Origin of the sequence: Streptomyces gilvosporeus, assembly GCF_002082195.1 — a bacterium.
Taxonomy (GTDB): domain Bacteria; phylum Actinomycetota; class Actinomycetes; order Streptomycetales; family Streptomycetaceae; genus Streptomyces; species Streptomyces gilvosporeus.
Genome location: NZ_CP020569.1, coordinates 7,526,232 through 7,542,478 on the forward strand (window position 1 = coordinate 7,526,232; position 16,247 = coordinate 7,542,478).

Genomic DNA, 16,247 nt, shown 5'->3' on the forward strand with positions numbered 1-16,247 from the left:
GCATCAGTGCCCGCATATGGCAGGATGTGCACATGATGACCGATTCCAACCCGAACCAGCCGCATTCCGGAGACGGAACTTTCGAGCCTCCTGCCGACTCCCCGTCGAGCGGCAAGTGGCCAGTAGGTTGCATGCCCCCAGGCACTCGCGTAACGGTCATCCAGGACCCCTCATGGGACGGGCCGTGGCAGGTCGAGTTCCAGGGAACGATTGATGATCTCAGCGCCCCCGAGCCAGTGCGGCATTCCCTCGCACGGGAAGGGGAACTGGCCTACTGGGTCGTCTTCGACGAGCCGCAGAACGACAGCAGCGGGGACGGACCTTTCCGGAAGGCTTGGATTTGGGATCGATACCTGAAGAGAGATCCTGAGGCATAGCACGCCCGTTTCGCTTTGCGCTCTGTCGCTTTGCGCCGTCAATAGGTGTGGCCGAGTTCGGTTCGATGCCCATCCACCTCGCGGCGATGGGCATCTACCGACACGACGACGAGATTGTCGCCCTCTGATCTCGGATTATGGAGAACACGGAGATGACGGACAGATTCGTGGCCGAACCGGGCCCCGCGCGGGAACTGGCCTGGCTACGCGAACGGTTGACGCCGGAAAACGATGGACGGCAGCATGTCGTCACGGAGGTTGTCCCGGAGGGTTCCCCGGCGTACGTACGTGTCTTCCACTCCTGGTGGTTGGAGGAGGTGCCGGGGCTGCGGCGGGCGTGGCGGGAGATGGCGGAGGCTGCCGGCGTTGAGTATCACGGCGAACTGACGGATGAGCCGCTGGGGCAGGAAGTGTTGAATCCGCCCGTCGGAGAACAGTGGGAGACCACTGGGGCGGAAGCTGATGCAGTTACCCGCCGGGGGCTTGTGGAAATTCTGTCGGATGCCACGGCATCGGGCCAAGCGGTCTTCTTCAGCTATGAACTTGCCAAAAGCCTTTGCGACGAAGAGCCCATTGTCTGGAGGTCCTCGCTCACTGGCCTGGAGGCGGTAAGGGCACACACAGGCGAGGAATACGGCGGGCCGGAGCACTGGTGGCCTGAGGACCGCAGTTGGGTCGTTGCCTGCGACTGGGATCTGACCTCCACGTATGTGGCGTGTTCGGAGGAACTCGCCGAACTCCTGGTCCGCAGCGATCGCATCGAAGCGCTCAGAGTTGCCCCGACCGCACGCATCGACGGTACGTGACCGGCTCAGGTAACTCAGACGTCGTTGCATTTGGCTTCGGTCGGTAGGCTATGGCCGAGATGAGCGTGGAAGAGGAGACCGAGGCCATCTGTCGGGTCTGCGGATACGACGACGAGGTGTTCTGGGAGGGTGGCTGGCCGACGGCGGTCATCTGTCCCTGCTGCGGCAATGAGTCCGATGTTGGCGACTCCAGCGTCATGGGTCTGCGTAATTACCGCGGTTACTGGGTGAGGAACGGGGCCCGGTGGCACAGTTTGCTGGAGGAGCGTAGGCAGAAGCTCCAGGGCTGGGATCTGCTGCAGCAAATGGCGAACATTCCGCCCGAGTGGCGCTGACCTGGATCGGTGGGGCCGGTTTACCTGGCCAGGCGCCGGTAGCAGATGAGGGCGGCGGCGAGGTCGGTGAAGGCGAGGAAGTGCTCGGCCTTCCGCTCATGGCGACGGTGCAGGCGGCGGAAGCCGGCCAGCCAACTCACCGTGCGCTCCACGGTCCAGCGGAGCCGGCCGAGGCGGGCGGAAGACTCAAATTTGGTCGCTCAGGTGACTCGGGTACGGCTGCGCAAGGAAGACTCGGCCTCTCTCCCTCGGGCTGCTTCGTCCCTCTCGTCGTCATAGGCGCCTGCCCGTGCCGTCACCAGCCGACAGTGCGGGCACGTCACGGGATCTGGGCCTCGACGTGGGCGAGTTGGGCGGCGAGGATTTCTTCGAATGCGGTGCGGCGGTCTGCTCCGAGGGGGCGGACGTCGCGGGCGAAGTGGGCCAGGGCGGGGTAGCGCTCGGGGTCGGCGCCGAGTACTGCGACGCGGAACTGCTCCATGCCCTGTTCGTACTCTTTGGGGGTGACGGTGCTGACGCCGGCCTCGGAGGCGATCAGTGCGGCGAGGAGGATCACGATGCGGTGATAGCGCGCAGGGATCTCCTCATCGGGCAGGCCGGATGCGCGCAGGGCCTGTAGCAGCTCCTCCATGACCAGCCGGGATCCGGTGCCGCCGGACGCGTAGCGTCCCCAGATCGCGGCGAGTTGGGGTTGCTCGCCGAAAGCCGCGCGCAGGCGCAGGGCCAGGGCTGTGATGCGCTGCTTCCAGTCGCCCTCGGGGCGGTAGCCGTCCATGGCGGCCAGGAGGATCCGGTCGGCGACCGCGCGCAGCAGTTCGGTCTTGTTGCGGAAGTGCCGGTAGAGGCTGGAGGAGTCGGTCCCGAGCGCTGCGGCGAGCTTGCGCACGCTGAACGACTCGGCGTCGCCCGTGCGGAGCAGTTCCGCCGCCGTGTCCAGGATCTCCTCGGTGGACCATCGCCTTCGGCCTGTCATCTCGCCCTTTTGCCTCTCTCGTTCGCCCCTTCGCCCCGCCAGTCCGGACTCAGCCTAACCTATGCACTTGCTGTTGCACGCAGTGCGTGCATAATGAGGGCAACGCACTGTCAGACCGCAATGACACACCGGCATTCGGCCGGGGGAGAAGGAGACATGAGCGAGACCACCGCCGCGAAGCGGCCGCCGTTACCGGACTTCTCGGCGATCACGACCGAGGAACTGATCGCCTACCGCGACGCGGAGAACCGCTTCCGGGCATCCGCCGCGGCGCGGGCCATCACCGGGGAACCGGACCCCGGCGCCGCGATCGACTGGCAGGAGATCGCGCTGCCCGGCCGCGACCTCCCGGTCCGGGTGTACCGACCGGCGCCGACGGGCGAGGGCGAGGCCGCCGCCCGGACCGACCTGCCACTCGTGGTCCATGTCCACGGAGGCGGCTTCGTGGGCACGGCGGTGCAGTGCGACTGGACCAGCAGTCACCTCGCCGCCCAACTGCCCGCGCTCGTCGTCTCGGTCGAGCACCGCCTCCTCGCCCCGGACAGCCCGCTCGCGAACGCCGCCGATGACGGCTGGGACGTGCTCCGGCACGTGGTGCGGAACGCCGCACAATGGGGCGTCGACCCGGCGCGCACGGCCGTCTTCGGCGAGAGCTGCGGCGCGCTGATCGGTGCCCTGACGGCCATCCGGGCCAGGGAGGCCGGTCTGGAGCTCGTGGCGCAGGTGCTGGTCAACCCCGCGGTCGATGTGACCGAGACGATGTACGACTACCCCTCGATCGCCGCCTACGCGTACAGCCCGACCCCGGCCCTGCCGCAACTGCGGCTCTTCCGGCGGCTCGCCGTCCCGCCGGGAACCGACGCCCGCGCATTGTCGCCGCTGTACGCCGACAACGTGAACGGGCTGGCGCCGGCGCTCGTGGTGGTGCCCACCCATGATGCGGTGGCCGATCACGGCCGCCGCTATGCGGAACGCCTGCGCGCGGCCGGAACCCCTGTGCAGCTTTCCGAATACCCGGGAGCGAAGCATGCGTTCCTCACCATGCCGGGCCTGGAGCAGCAGGCCGAGGCAGCCCGGGCGGAGATCCTCGCGTTCCTGCGCGCGGCCCTGGCGGAGTGACGGAGGGGAGCGACGGAGGGGCGATGCGTCCCACTACCTTTGGAGCCGATGACCCGCGGCCTCCCGGCTCGGTCTTGGCTGTATGACCATCACCGGCACCTACGTCTCGCCGATTGCGACTGACATGACGTCGCCTCCGTCCACTCCTCACGTGAGGAGTGGACGGAATCATCCCGACTCCACCTGACGCAGACACAACGCCATGGCCCCGAAGGCAACGCCGTAGACCCGGAAGCAACGCCGTAAGCCCGGACCAATCCAGGTCTCGAACGCCACACCACCAACCAGAAAGGCAACCACAGTGAAGCCCATCGGCATCATCGGAGTCGGCGAGATCGGCCGGGCCATCGTAGAGGGCCTGCATCACGGGGCCGCTGGGTCGGCAGAGGTCTTCCTCTCCCCGCGGGGAGCCCGTACTGCCGCGGAGCTGTCCGAGCGCTACGAGGGCGTTCGGGTGTGCGCCGACAACCAGGAGGTGGTCGACCGTTCCGAGTTGGTGATCATCGCCGTGCGCCGCCAGGACCGGCACGAAGCGCTCGCCGGGCTGAAGGTGGACGAGGACAGGATCGTGGTCAATGTGATGGCCGGCGTCGGCAACGACGAGCTGCGCCGGATACTTGCCACCGAGGCCACCGAGGCCACCGAGGCCACCGAGGCCACCGACGTCCCGCTGGTCCGGGCCATCCCCCTGCCCGCTATCCGCGAACGCCGCTCCGTCACGGTGACCTGCCCCTCGCACCCGGAGGTGGACTCCCTCTTCGAGCAGCTGGGCGGAGCGCTCCCCGTCCCGGACGAGGACGCCTTCAACGTCCTCTCCGCGCTGACGGGAACGCTCACCGCCCACTACACCTATCTCGCCACGCTCACCTCGTGGGCCGCCGGCCACGGCATCGCCCCCGACGAGGCCGACCGCTACGTTCGCGGTCTCTTCCAGGGCATCGGCCGCTCCCTGGGTGACGAGACCCGCTCCTTGCACCAACTGGCCGCCGACCACGAGACCCCGGGCGGCAACAACGAACGCATCCGCACCACCTGGTTCGACCGGGCCAACTCCGAAGCCCTCAAGAAGGCCCTGGACGGCCTCCTCGCCGATCTGAAGTAGCCCCCGAGAAAGCCTGCAGCCGGGTTCGCCGCCGCCCGGCCCTCACGATCCGGTGGGCTGGTCGGCGGGGCTGACGTGGTCCGGGGCGTCAGCGGCAGCGATCCGGGGCGGCAGTTTCGCGGCGACGACGATCGTCACCAGGGTGAGAGCGGCGGCGACGCCGAAGGCCAGCTTCATACCGCTCAGTTGCGCGGGTACGGCGGCGATGCCGTCGGCGACCAGGTGACCGCTGCGCGCGGACATCACGGTGACCACGAGCGCGGTCCCGAACGCTGCGGCGACCTGCTGCAACGTCCCGAGCATCGAGCTGCCGTGCGAGTACAGGTGCGGGGGAAGCGCGCCCATGCCGAGCGTGAAGACGGGGGTGAACGTCGCCGCCAGGCTCACCATCAGCAGCGCGTGCAGTCCCAGCACCTGCCAGTACGGCATCGTCATCGAGACCTGGGTGAAACCGCCCAGGGCGAGCACCATGCCGATGGAGCCGGGCAGTACGAGCGGCCGACTGCCGAACCGGTCGAATATCTTGCCGACGGTCGGCCCCAGCAGTCCCATGGCCAGGCCGCCCGGCATGACCAGCAGGCCGGTCTCCAGCGGGCTGAGCCCGCGGATCTTCTGCAGGTAGAGCGGCAGCAGGATCATCGACCCGAGCATCGCCAGGAAACCGATGGATATGAGGGCCAGGGAAAGGCCGTAGGCCCGGTGCTTGAGGGTGCGCAGGTCCATCAGCGGTACGCCGGTGCGTTGCAGCTTGAGCTGACGGAACACGAAGATCGCGATGGCCGCGACCCCGGCGATGACGATGCCGATGCCGAGTTCGGCCCTGCCGCCGGTGTCACCGAGGAGGCTCAGGCCGTACACCAGGCCGCCGAAGCCGAGCGCCGCCACGGAGACGCTGAGCCAGTCGATGGAGCTCACCTGCGGCTCGCTGATGTTCTCCACCTTGCGCATGCCGAGCAGGGTCACCAGACCCGCGATCGGCAGGACGACCACGAACAGCATGCGCCAGGAGCCGGCTTGCAGGATCAGCCCGGACACGGCGGGGCCGAGCGCGGGAGCCACCGAGATCGCCAGGGTGACGTTGCCCATCACCCGGCCGCGGTCATGCTCGGGCACCACGATCATCAACGTGGTCATCAGCAGAGGCATCATCACGGCGGTGCCTGCGGCCTGCACGATCCGACCCATCAGCAGCACCGCGAAGGACGGCGCGACTGCTGACAGAGCGGTGCCCGCGAGGAACACGCCCATCGCGATCGCGTAAGCCTGGCGGGTGGTGACCCGTTGCAGGAACCAGCCGGTGATCGGAATCACGGCGGCCATCGTCAGCATGAACGCGGTGGATACCCACTGCGCCGACTGCTCGGTGATGCGCAACGAGTCCATCAACCTCGGGATGGCGTTGATCAAGATCGTCTCGTTCAGGATCACCACGAACGTGGCCATCACCAGCAGCCGCACCACGGTCGGTATTCGGCCCGCCTGTACGGCAGGTTGTTCTTGTATCGCAGCGGTCATGCAGCACCTCGCTGGGGTTCCTGGTCACAGTCGCCTCGCAGCCAAGGGCTGTCGGCACGAACGTGGGTGGTGAAACCGGTAGAGACCGGCACCTGGGCAGAACACATCGGTCGGCCCGAGTCTTCCGCATTGTCGCGCCGATCTCACCAGAATATTCGCGCCCGCTCGCGAAGGCGTCCGTCCCGGCTGGAGCTATGGCGTACGGCGCATTCTGCGTCGCACCCGGATGGCAACGCGGAGCGCGGTCGTCAGATACGGCGCGCACCACAGCGGGACTCGGAAGGCGATGCCGCGGTGTGGCCTTTCCCGCCGGGCGCGGGCCCGGCGCAGTTCGGCGAAGAGTTGCTCGTACCGCTGGGCGATGGGCGCCGGGGCGAAGCGGGCGGCGTTGTGGAGGGCGGTCGTGCCCATCCGGCGGCGGCCCGGCTCATCCTCGATGAGCTCGCACAATGCCTGGGCGAGCGCGTTCGCGTCGCCCACCGGTACCAGCAGGCCGTCGGCCTTCTCGCGGATGATCTCGGCCGGGCCGAGCGGGCAGTCGGTGCTGACCACCGGCACCCCGCAGCGCATCGCCTCCACGATCGTCATGCCGAACGATTCGGCGTCCGAGGAGACCGCGACGATCGACGCCTTCGCGAACTCCGGCTCGATGGGCGAGCGCGCTCCCACCAGGTGGACGGTGCCGCCCAGCCCGAGCCTGCCGACGAGATCGGCCAGCCGCCCGTGTTCCGGCCCGTCGCCGTAGATCCGCAGGTGCCAGTCCGGGTGCTCGGCGGCGACCTTGGCGAAGGCGTCGATGAGCAGGTCGTAGCGCTTGCCGGGAGAGAGCCGGCCCGCCGCTGCGACGGTTTTCGTCGTGCCGTCGGACGGCGGGAGCGACGGCTTGGGGACGCTGTTGGGGATGGCGACGACGCGGGTGCCCGACAGCGGCATCCTGGCCCGGTAGATGGCGGCGTCTGCCTCGGTCGTGGTGACCAGTGCGTCCAGGCTCCTGTAGTACGGGGCCAGCTCGGCGCGCAGCCACTTGCTGTGCCTGTCATGGCTCAGGTGCTCCTGGGCGATGCGCAACGCGCGGCGCGGCCCGAAACGCGCGAGGTAGACGTTCAGACCGGGCCGAGTGCCGATGAATACGTCGGCGTCGTGGTGGCGCAGCAACTCCCGAACGCGGACGTCGATGAGCCTGCTGTAGTGGCGATGCTGTGTTTCCGCTGCCGGGAAGGCCCGCGCGGCCCGGGAGTACAGCGGGTTGCGTGTGTCTGCGCTGTCCGGCCGGGTGTCCACCAACGGGACCAGAGTGACCCGGGGGTCGATCGTGAGACGTGGATTCTCGCGGTGCCGCATCATGGAGACGATCTCGACGTCGTGCCGGTCGGCCAGCGCGGCGGCGAGATTGAACGTGGTCCTTATTGTCCCGCCGATGCCATAGGCATTGTGCAGGAGGAATGCGATCTTCATCCGCTATCTCTCCGTCGGGGCTCCGGGAGAAACGTAATGGATCATACAACGTAAAGCCCGAGGTAAGCCGACGGTAAATTGAATGCGAGAGTGCGGTAAGAAGGCCGGGCCGGTGGTTCACTGTCTGTGACCCTGAAAGGTTGGCGCCTGCGCCTGATCGGGCGCCAGGAATTTGCGAACCGTCGCCTTTTCGCCAGGGGGGACCGTCGGGCTGACGTTCGCCCCCGTCAAGACCCGGCAGGAGTAACGGATTCACCGTTTCGCAGCGATTCCCTCGGGTGTTTCTACGGTTCTCCATGACGTGTTCGTGGCGCGCGCGTAGGGGGACTCGCGCACACGTCGACATTCGCTGAAACGGAGCGGTGAATCCGGACATCGCGGAAGACGCGGTGCGCAATCGGCGCCGACGTTGCGCGAATGGCGCTATCCGAGCGCCGTTTCGACGTGGGCGGCGAAGTCGAGCACGAGAGCGGCGCCGAGGGACCAGGCGTGGCCGGTGGGGCGGTGCAGGGTCTGGACGAGCAGGACCGAACCGTGCGGATGCGGATCGATGGTCAGCCGTCGTGGCACCTGCCAGGTGTGGTGCCGGTCGGGTTCGGCCGTGGCGGGTGTCAGAGCGCGGGCCAGGTCGAGCAGTCGGGGATCGAGGTTCAGGCGGTCCGTGATCGTGGCATCTCCTTCCCAGGGAGCGGAGCCACGGGCCGGGGCGAGGCCGAGTGCGATGCGGGAGGGGACCTTCGACGTCAGGAGCACGGCGTAGAGAAGAGGGCCCAGTCCGAGACTTCGGCGGAATCCCGAGCGCCCGCTCATGACCGGGGCACGCAGTTCGAAGCCCCTGGGCACGGGGGCGTCGACATAGACGAGGCAGTGGGTCGGCGCGGGCATTCCGCTGAACCGCTCGCGCGGCGGAAGCAGGCTCCCGGCCGGTACACCGGCGCTCTCGGCGGGCAAGGTCACGGCCGACGGCGGCTCCGCGAGGCCGAGTTCGTCCCTCAGCGCTGTGGCCATATCGGCGGCAACCTTCTCCGGATATGCGTTGCGGCCGGTCCAGATGGCGGCAGGCATGGCAGTCCCCTCGTTCCCTCATCCCCTCAGGAGAGCCCGGCGGCTTCCTGGCGGACCTGCGCTGCCTGGTCCCCTTGCCCCAGGGCGGCCAGCAGGTCGCTCAGACGTCCCAGCGCCTCCCGCCGTTCGGTGTGGAAGCGCCCCGGCCGGACCCGGGTGAGCTCACGCCACAGCTCGGCGGCCTCCCTGGCCTGTGCCAGCGCTTCCGTCTGCCGTCCCTGGGCAGCCAGTTCGTCGCGGCTGCCGTCCAACTGCCGGGCCTGACGCAGCAGCGTCTGGCTGCGATCTTCCACCGGAGCCGGAGCAGCGGCCTCCTCCCGGGCGACCCGCCGCCTGCGTACGGCCACGCTGAGGGCTCCCACCAGGGCAATCAGCGCACCGGTGATAACGGCAGAAACCAGCTTGTGCAACAGGTCGTCCATCGGGGTCTCCGTTCATTCACTGACCATGCGCACTGATGGACACGCGTCAAGGGCGTGGGTGCGCGTTCGGCCGTTCGGCTCGTTGCCTGCCAACCCTCGCGGGGGGCGCTGAAATGCCGATGAACTCCCGATCGGGGAGGGGGCAGGAGCTTCGCGGCGCGGACCGGGGGCCTCGCGGCGACCGGGGGCCTCGCGGTGGACCCTCGGTCAGCAGGAGAGGTCGAGGCCGACGGCGGCGCCGCGGTCGGTGTTCTCGGCGTGGGCGGTGCCGTCGTGCGAGGCGGCCACGGCTGCGACGAAGGCGAGCCCGAGGCCGGATCCCTGGCCGGTGCGGCTGGCTTCGGCGCGGGTGAAGCGGTCGAACGCGCGGGGCAGGAAGTCGGGCGGGAAGCCGGGCCCTTCGTCGGTGACGGTGAGGTGGACCCTGCCGTCGCGGGCGACTGCGGTGACGTGGATATCCCCGTGTCCGTGGCGCAGGGCATTGCTGATCATGTTGCTGAGGGCCGGCCGGAGCCACCGTGCATCGATGGTGACGGTCGCCGGGGTGACGTCGACGGTGAGCGTACGGCCGTCGTCCTCGGCAGCCGGGAGGTGTGGGGCGACGGCGGTCTCGACCAGGTCGGCCAGGTCCACCGGAGCGCGGGTGAGGTGCTCGGTGCTGCCGAGTTCCTCCAGGTCCAGCAGGGCGTTGGACAGGTCGATCAGCCGCTGGACCTCGGTGTCGACCGAGCGCAGGGTCTCGGTGAGTTCGTCGGCGCTGCGCGGACGGTGCAGGGCGACGTCGAGTTCGGCGCGGAGCAGGGACAGCGGGGTGCGCAGTTCGTGGCTGGCGTCCGCGAGGAAACGGCGCTCGCGTTCGGCGGCGGATTCGAGGCGGTCGAGCATCTGGTTGAGGGTGTGGCCGAGACGGGTGAGCTCGTCGTCGCGGTCCTCGGGCACGGGAAGGCGTACCCGGGGCGCGGCGTCGGCCAGGGTCGCGGCACGGTGCCGGTAACGCTCCACCGGGTCGAGCGCGGCGCGGGCGGTGCGGTAGCCGACGTAGGAGGCGGCGAGCAGGGTGAGGCCGTCGGCGAGGGCGAGCTGGGCCAGCAGCTCCCGCAGGGCCTCGTCGCGGTGGCCGCGGCGCAGGGCCGCGACGGCGATCACGGTGCGGTGGCCGGGCAGTCGGACCCGTTGCGCCGTCAGCCGCAGGGTGTGCGGGTTGAGCGCCAGCAGTCCGCCGATGTCGCGGTGGACGGTGGTGCCGCCGTCGGCAGCGGTGATCTCGTCGGCGCTGAGCAGGCGTTCCCTGCGTACGAGGGCACTGGCCTCGATGACGTGTCCGTGGGTGTCCAGGATCTGGTACGCGCTGCCGTCCGGGCCGCTCGGCGAGCGGCCGGCGCGCAGATCGCGCACCAGGTTGTGGTGGTAGGTGGCGAGGTCGGCATCGAGCTGCTGGTCCAGGGCGCTCTCGACGCGCCAGTACACCAGCGCGGCGGCCCCGCCGAGGACCAGCGACATGGCGGCGGCGACCGCGATGACCAGGCGCAGCACGATCGGCAGTCGGCGAAGGAACCGCGGACCCCCGAGCCGGCGACCGGGTTCGTCCTCGCCGGCGAGGCGTGTCACTGCCGGGTCTCCAGGCGGTACCCCGTACCCCGCAGGGTGGTGATGCTGCTCCGTCCGAAGGCTTTGTCGATCTTCGCCCGCAGCTTGGAGATGTGCACGTCGATGGCGTTGCTGCGCGGGTCGGCCTCGCCGTCCCACACCTCGTCCAGGAGGTGGGCCCGGCTGACCACGCGCCCGGCGTTGTCCATCAGCACGTCGAGTACGGCGAACTCCCGCCGCGACAGCTCCAGTTCGACCCCCGCCCGCCAGGCCCGCCGCTGCTCGGGGTCGAGGACGAGATCACCGACCTCCAGCCGTCCGGTCGGGGTGGGCCTGCGGCGCGAGACGGTCCGCAGACGGGCGTGCAACTCCTCCATGGCGAAGGGCTTGACCAGGTAGTCGTCGGCGCCCGCGTCCAGCCCCGCGACCCGCTCGCTGATCGCGCCGCGGGCGGTCAGCAGCACGACGGGGACGTCGTTGCCCTCCCGGCGCAGGGTCCGGCAGACCTCCACGCCGTCGATACCGGGCAGCATCACGTCCAGCACGACGGCGTCCACCCGCGGATCGCGGGCAGCGTCCAGCCCGCCGGGCCCGTCATGCCAACTATCGGCGGTATGGCCGGATTCGCGCAGATAGCGGACGATCAGGTCGGCCAGTTTGACCTCGTCCTCGACGACCAGGAAGTGCACGGCGGAAGGGTAACGCGGTGCGCGCGGGCGGCGGCGCGCGCCCCGGGCCGGGCAGCGGACGACAGACCTTCATGGTCTGTTCATGCGTCTTCTCTAGCGTTCGTCGCCTTGACGGCAGCAGCCCCCGGACCGCCACGGGTGTCGGCCGCTGCTGGGAACGGAGACGACACACCCCATGCTCGCCCCGACAATCATGCTCGCCGGCAAGAGCCTCGCCGCGGCACTGACCGTGGGAGACCTGGCGGCGCGCGCCGGCCTGGACGTCCTCGCCCTGCTGGTGCTGGTCGGCTGGCTGTACCGACGCCGCCGCACGGTGCCGGAGATGCCGCTCGCGCTGACGGCGCTCAACCTCGGACTCTTCGCCGCGATGACCGCGATCAGCGCGGGGAAGTTCCCGGCCGGCGTCGGATTCGGCCTGTTCGGCGTCATTTCGCTGGTCCGGCTGCGCAGCGCCGCCTTCACCGTCAGGGACGTCGCCTACGCCTTCATGGCGCTGGTGATCGCCCTCGGAAACGGGCTGCCGCAGCGCGAGACATGGCTGATCGTCGGCCTGGACGTCCTGCTGCTCGCCGCGGTCCTGCTGGTCGACGACCCGGCGTCCCAGCAGCTCACCCGCACGACGAGGATCACGCTGGACCGTGTCTACGGTGATGCCGCCGAGATCCGCGCCGATCTGACGGCCCGGCTCGGGACCGCACCGCTCGACGTCGAGGTCGACGAGATCGACTACGTACGCGAGACGACCCGGGTCACCGCCCGGTACCCGGTGGAGGAGACCGCGCAGGTCTTCCTCCCCGGGCAGCGGGACGCGCGGACGCCGACGCCGGTCGCCGCCGACGCGGCCGAGGGGAGGTCGCTGTGAGCGCCGCGCCCACCCTGCGCGCGGACCCGGACGGGACTGCCGAGGACCGCGCACCGCTCGCCGGACTGCTCGGGCTGGACGCTCCGAGGGCGGCCTCCCTCGCCGAGATCGACGCCGCGGCCGCCCTCCAGCACCGGGTGGACCGCAAGTACCTCGTGCCGACCGCGTCGGCGGCCCGCCTGGTGGCCGCCCTCGCGCCGACCCACCGCGTCCTGGACATCCGCGGCCGCCGCACCACCGACTACCGCAGCACCTACTTCGACACCGGGCACCTGGCCGCGTGGCGCGCACATGTCCAAGGGCGCCGCCGCCGGTGGAAGGTGCGCACCCGGCTGTACTCCGAGGACCGGCTGTGCCGGGTCGAGGTCAAGACCAAGGACGGCCGCGGCGCCACCGTGAAGCGCGCGCTGACCGTCGACCCGGACGCCTACGGCCGTCTCGACGCCGGCTCCGAGGCCGTCGCCTTCGTCGACCGGGTGCTCGCGGACCGCGGGATCGGGATCACCGCCGCCGACCTCACCCCGGCAGGCGAGGTCCGCTACGTACGGGCCGCCCTCGCCGACCTCGAAGCGGGCTCCCGGGTCACCCTGGACGCCCGGCTCACCTGCCATCGCGACGGCCGGACGGCCGCCCTCGATCCGGGCTACGTCCTGATCGAGACCAAAGGCGGCCCCCGCCCGGCCGCCGCCGACCGGCACCTGCTCCGCCTGGGCGCCCGGCCGGTGTCCGTCAGCAAGTACGTCATCGGGCTGTCGCTGCTCGTACCGGGGCTGCCCGACAACGACGTCCGCCGCCTGGCCCGTACCCGCTTCCACACGATCCGGCGCGCCGCCGCGCCCCCTGTCGTCGCCCCGCTCGAAAGGAACACCCCCGCATGAACCGCCCCAGCCGCCTGAAGTGGCAGTACCCCGTGATCGCCGTAGTCGCCACCGGAGCCGTCGGCTTCGGTCTGATGCACGCCTCGGCCGCCACCGTAGGCGCGAAGAAGCCGGGTGCGACCGCGCTGATCAAGAAGAATCCCCCGCCCGCGCTCTTCTCCGACGCCGACGTGGCCGCCCTGGCCAAGCAGCGTCAGGCGCAGAAGAGCACCGCGGACGCCCTGTTCACCCAGTGGAAGAAGGCCCACGGTTCCCGGCGCAACGACCGCGCCTTCGCCGCCTGGGCCGAGAAGCAGGTGCCCGCGCCGCCCGCCAAGGCCGCCCGCACCGCCGAACTCCACCAGGTGCAGAAGCTCGCCAAGACCCGTACCGCGGCCGGGAAGAAGGCCGCGACCTGGCTGGAGCTCCACGGCAAGAAGGACATCTGGCAGCTCTACCTGCACGACCAGCGCGAACTGATCCCGCAGAGCCAAGGGGCCGCGGAAAAGGCCCGGTTGAAGACCGCCCTCAAACTCGCCAAGACCATCACCGACCAGCTGGCCACCCGCGACAAGCAGCCCGCGCCCTACGTCCTCGACCCGTCACTGCGCCCCGACAAGCACCTGAAAGCCGGACAGAAGGGGCCCTACTCCTACCCCTCCCGCCACGCGGCCAAGGCCGGCGCCGCCGTGACCCTCCTCAGCGCCTGGGCGCCGCACCGCGCCGAGGACTACCAGGCGATGGCCGCCCAGATCGTCTACTCCCGTCTCTACATGGCCGGCCATGTGAACAGTGACATCACCGCCGGCACCCTCGTCGGCGACCTCGTCGGCGACTACCTGCTGAACGCCGCGGGCAACTAGCCTCGGCCACGCACGGCAGCTCACCACTCGTCGAGGTGGGCTGCCGAACGGCCGAGGGCGCGGGCGGCGATCGAGCAACGGTCGGCCAGTTGCTCGATCTGACGGTGGAAGGCGGTCGCCTCCGGGCCGGTCCAGTGGACGGCGGCGGCTCTGGTGCGAAGCCGTTCGGCGTGGGACTGGAGAGCCGCCGCGTGGGCGCGTAGCCGGGAGGCGGGGACCGCGGTGGAGGACTGGGGCGTCACAGGTTCCTCCACGGGGCGAAGGCGTTGGAGACCCCGTCCAGCGCGGGGGCGAGTTCGGGGTGGTGGCGCAGGAGGACGCGGATCATGCCGTTCCGGTCGATCCACTCCAGCCCTTCGGGGGTGTAGATCTCGGGCCGGTAGTCGGTGGTGAAGAAGCGGTCGCTCTTCAGGCGTCGGCTGGCCATCAGGATGAAGATACGGAAGAGGGAGTCGCTGAAGCCGAAGCCGGCGGGGCGCGGCTCGGCGAGGTTGCCGACGAGGACGTCGACGCGGTCGAGGCGGCCCTCGTACAGCTCTTCCAGCAGCCGGGTGTCGGTGGGATGGCCGCCGGTGAGTTCCTCGAAGGAGGCGACGGGCCGCTTGCGGAGCATCTGCCGGTAGGCGTTGTAGCGGGGGATGCCGCGTTCGCGGTCCCGCAGGATGTCGACGGTGCCCAGGTCGATGTGCTCGCCGGTCAGCCGGGCCAGGTTGCGCAGCGCGTCGGGGTGGTTGTGCAGGACCAGGGCGCCGGGATGGGCGGTGCCGAAGCTGTAGAAGAGGTCGCTCATGCCGTGGGCGTCGATCGCGGTGCGGGTGGTGGCGCCCTGCATGTCGTCGAAGCCGATCGTCTCGCCCCGGCGGCCCGAGCGGTGGTCGCGGAGGGTCAGTTCGTCCGGGATGAGGGGGTGGAGTCGATAGGCGGAGACGAACTCCTCCGTCATGGAGAACGGAGCGGCGTGGTGGTGGGTCGGGGAGCCGAGGATGCCGCTGAGCATCTCGCCGCTGCCGATACGGCCGTACTTCCGGCGGACCCAACGGGGCAGGACGCCGTACCAGTTGGCGTTCATCGCCCGGTGCAGGACGGGGGTGTCGAGAATGCCCGGTGTCCACTCCACCGTGTGGATCTTGGCCATCAGCGCGGTGTTGACGAGCCGGGCGGTGTGGAAGAGCCGTTCGTCGTCCCAGGTGGGGTAGTGCGCGCGCAGGTGGTCGCAGATGGCGTTGTGTTCCTTGGCGAACAGCGTGTGCAGCAGAGACAGGCCGGTCCAGTAGTCGCTGTTCATTCCGGTGGCGTCGAGGCAGGACAGGCCCGGTGCGGGATCGGTCGGCAGCCGGCCGTTGCGGATGATGAGCCGCCCCGACTCGCCGGTGCGCAGCGACCGGCAGCGCTCCTCGGTGGAACCGTAGATCTGTGAGCCGTCCCACCAGTGCGTGACGGTGTTCTCGTAGGTGGGTGGGGCGTCGGGGGTGGTGTGCGCGACCGGGTCGGGGCGGGTGCGGTTGATGCGCATGGGGCACGCGCCGGCCCAGTCGTCGTCCTCGGCCAGTGGCACGGTGAAAGGGTCGGCCTGGTGGTTCTCGCCGTGGTTGGCCCAGCCGTGGTTCTCGAACTGGATCCACGCGGCGGCCAGCAGGTTGAGGGTGGGCGCCGGGATGAAGCCGCGCCTGGCCAGGAGATGGCGGCTGACCTCGCGCGGGCTGGGCGACATCAGCTCGGCTTCGGGGTCGGGGAAGGCGAGGTGGAGCGGGGCGTTGCGGTCCAGGCGGGTGCCGACCCGGCCCATGTCCTCGTCGTGGGTGTCGTAGGCCGATCCGTCGTACGAGCGGTAGGGCGGCAGGTCGGCCGGGGCGCGGCGGGTGCGCTCGCCGCCGGCGCCGTAGGTGTCGTGCAGGTTGTCGCGGCGCAGATCGTCGCGGAGCACGCGGAGGTTCAACAGGGCGAGAGGCGCGGGCAGTTGATGCCATTCGCGGCTGCGGTTGAGGCGGGCGAAGCCTGCGGAGCAGAGGCGTTCGAGGAGGCCGGGTGGGGCGGCGGTCTCCGGCGGTGCGGCGGCCGGGCGGGTGGACGTGCCGGTGGTGTGGGGCGGGGCGTCGGTCATCGGGAACCTCCGGACGGGCGGTCGGCGACGGGTCGAAGGGGGCGAAGAGGCCGAAGGGGGTGAAGGGGTGAAGGGGGAGAAGCGGCGAACGGGCCGCAGGGGGCCGCAGCGGACCGCGA

The 16,247-nt window shown here is 70.0% G+C and carries 16 protein-coding genes and 1 pseudogene; 7 read left to right on the forward strand and 10 right to left on the reverse strand.

Annotation, left to right across the window (positions count from 1 at the left end):
• Positions 1–514 precede the first annotated feature (514 nt).
• Positions 515–1,183, forward strand: coding sequence for a hypothetical protein (locus B1H19_RS33270; protein ID WP_083108603.1), 669 nt, complete (start codon positions 515–517; stop codon positions 1,181–1,183).
• Positions 1,184–1,242: 59 nt separating this feature from the next.
• Positions 1,243–1,518, forward strand: coding sequence for a hypothetical protein (locus B1H19_RS33275; RefSeq protein WP_083110024.1), 276 nt, complete (start codon positions 1,243–1,245; stop codon positions 1,516–1,518).
• 20 nt (positions 1,519–1,538) lie between these two features.
• Here B1H19_RS33275 and B1H19_RS33280 read toward each other — a convergent pair.
• Together B1H19_RS33280 and B1H19_RS33285 are read right to left on the reverse strand one after the other, a co-directional pair.
• A pseudogene (locus B1H19_RS33280) lies at positions 1,539–1,706 on the reverse strand (transposase); the annotation flags it as partial.
• A 131-nt stretch (positions 1,707–1,837) separates the two neighbouring features.
• Positions 1,838–2,491: a TetR/AcrR family transcriptional regulator gene (locus tag B1H19_RS33285; protein ID WP_083108605.1), complete on the reverse strand. Its 654-nt coding sequence runs from the start codon at positions 2,489–2,491 to the stop codon at positions 1,838–1,840.
• 156 nt (positions 2,492–2,647) lie between these two features.
• Here B1H19_RS33285 and B1H19_RS33290 point away from each other — a divergent pair, with 156 nt between their 5' ends.
• Together B1H19_RS33290 and B1H19_RS33295 are read left to right on the forward strand one after the other, a co-directional pair.
• A complete protein-coding gene (locus tag B1H19_RS33290; RefSeq protein WP_083108606.1) occupies positions 2,648–3,610 on the forward strand; it encodes an alpha/beta hydrolase in 963 nt (320 codons plus the stop codon).
• A gap of 301 nt (positions 3,611–3,911) precedes the next feature.
• On the forward strand, positions 3,912–4,712 hold the full coding sequence (locus B1H19_RS33295; RefSeq protein WP_083108607.1) for an NAD(P)-binding domain-containing protein: 801 nt from the start codon (positions 3,912–3,914) through the stop codon (positions 4,710–4,712).
• A gap of 42 nt (positions 4,713–4,754) precedes the next feature.
• Here the strand turns inward: B1H19_RS33295 and B1H19_RS33300 are convergent, their stop codons facing one another.
• The 6 genes from B1H19_RS33300 to B1H19_RS33325 form a co-directional block, all read right to left on the reverse strand.
• Positions 4,755–6,227: an MDR family MFS transporter gene (locus B1H19_RS33300; RefSeq protein ID WP_083108608.1), complete on the reverse strand. Its 1,473-nt coding sequence runs from the start codon at positions 6,225–6,227 to the stop codon at positions 4,755–4,757.
• A 192-nt stretch (positions 6,228–6,419) separates the two neighbouring features.
• The gene (locus tag B1H19_RS33305) at positions 6,420–7,682 is read right to left on the reverse strand and encodes a glycosyltransferase family 4 protein (protein ID WP_083108609.1); all 1,263 of its coding nucleotides are present in this window, start codon (positions 7,680–7,682) and stop codon (positions 6,420–6,422) included.
• A gap of 423 nt (positions 7,683–8,105) precedes the next feature.
• On the reverse strand, positions 8,106–8,747 hold the full coding sequence (locus tag B1H19_RS33310; protein ID WP_083108610.1) for a hypothetical protein: 642 nt from the start codon (positions 8,745–8,747) through the stop codon (positions 8,106–8,108).
• 26 nt (positions 8,748–8,773) lie between these two features.
• Positions 8,774–9,169: a hypothetical protein gene (locus B1H19_RS33315; protein ID WP_083108611.1), complete on the reverse strand. Its 396-nt coding sequence runs from the start codon at positions 9,167–9,169 to the stop codon at positions 8,774–8,776.
• A gap of 207 nt (positions 9,170–9,376) precedes the next feature.
• The gene (locus tag B1H19_RS33320; RefSeq protein ID WP_083108612.1) at positions 9,377–10,777 is read right to left on the reverse strand and encodes a sensor histidine kinase; all 1,401 of its coding nucleotides are present in this window, start codon (positions 10,775–10,777) and stop codon (positions 9,377–9,379) included.
• Entirely contained in the window at positions 10,774–11,445 is a 672-nt protein-coding gene (locus B1H19_RS33325) for a response regulator transcription factor (RefSeq protein WP_083108613.1), read from the reverse strand. Before B1H19_RS33325 ends, B1H19_RS33320 begins: the two co-directional genes overlap by 4 nt.
• Positions 11,446–11,620: 175 nt before the next feature.
• Here B1H19_RS33325 and B1H19_RS33330 point away from each other — a divergent pair, with 175 nt between their 5' ends.
• Genes B1H19_RS33330 through B1H19_RS33340 form a run of 3 tightly spaced genes read left to right on the forward strand, consistent with a single transcriptional unit; the run spans position 11,621 to position 14,027 of the window.
• A complete protein-coding gene (locus B1H19_RS33330) occupies positions 11,621–12,307 on the forward strand; it encodes a DUF4956 domain-containing protein (RefSeq protein WP_237289650.1) in 687 nt (228 codons plus the stop codon).
• Positions 12,304–13,185 (forward strand): polyphosphate polymerase domain-containing protein, encoded by an 882-nt coding sequence (locus B1H19_RS33335; protein WP_083108614.1) that lies wholly within the window; start codon positions 12,304–12,306, stop codon positions 13,183–13,185. Before B1H19_RS33330 ends, B1H19_RS33335 begins: the two co-directional genes overlap by 4 nt.
• Positions 13,182–14,027 (forward strand): phosphatase PAP2 family protein, encoded by an 846-nt coding sequence (locus B1H19_RS33340; RefSeq protein WP_083108615.1) that lies wholly within the window; start codon positions 13,182–13,184, stop codon positions 14,025–14,027. The genes B1H19_RS33335 and B1H19_RS33340 overlap by 4 nt, the downstream gene beginning before the upstream one ends.
• A 20-nt stretch (positions 14,028–14,047) precedes the next feature.
• On the opposite strand, the gene B1H19_RS33345 is transcribed toward B1H19_RS33340, so the two are convergent.
• Both B1H19_RS33345 and B1H19_RS33350 read right to left on the reverse strand, forming a co-directional pair.
• Positions 14,048–14,269, reverse strand: a complete 222-nt coding sequence (locus B1H19_RS33345) for a hypothetical protein (protein WP_083108616.1) — start codon at positions 14,267–14,269, stop codon at positions 14,048–14,050.
• Positions 14,266–16,128 carry a peroxidase family protein gene (locus tag B1H19_RS33350; protein ID WP_083108617.1) on the reverse strand — a complete coding sequence of 621 codons (1,863 nt, stop codon included), beginning with the start codon at positions 16,126–16,128 and terminating at the stop codon, positions 14,266–14,268. The genes B1H19_RS33345 and B1H19_RS33350 overlap by 4 nt, the downstream gene beginning before the upstream one ends.
• Positions 16,129–16,247: the final 119 nt, after the last annotated feature.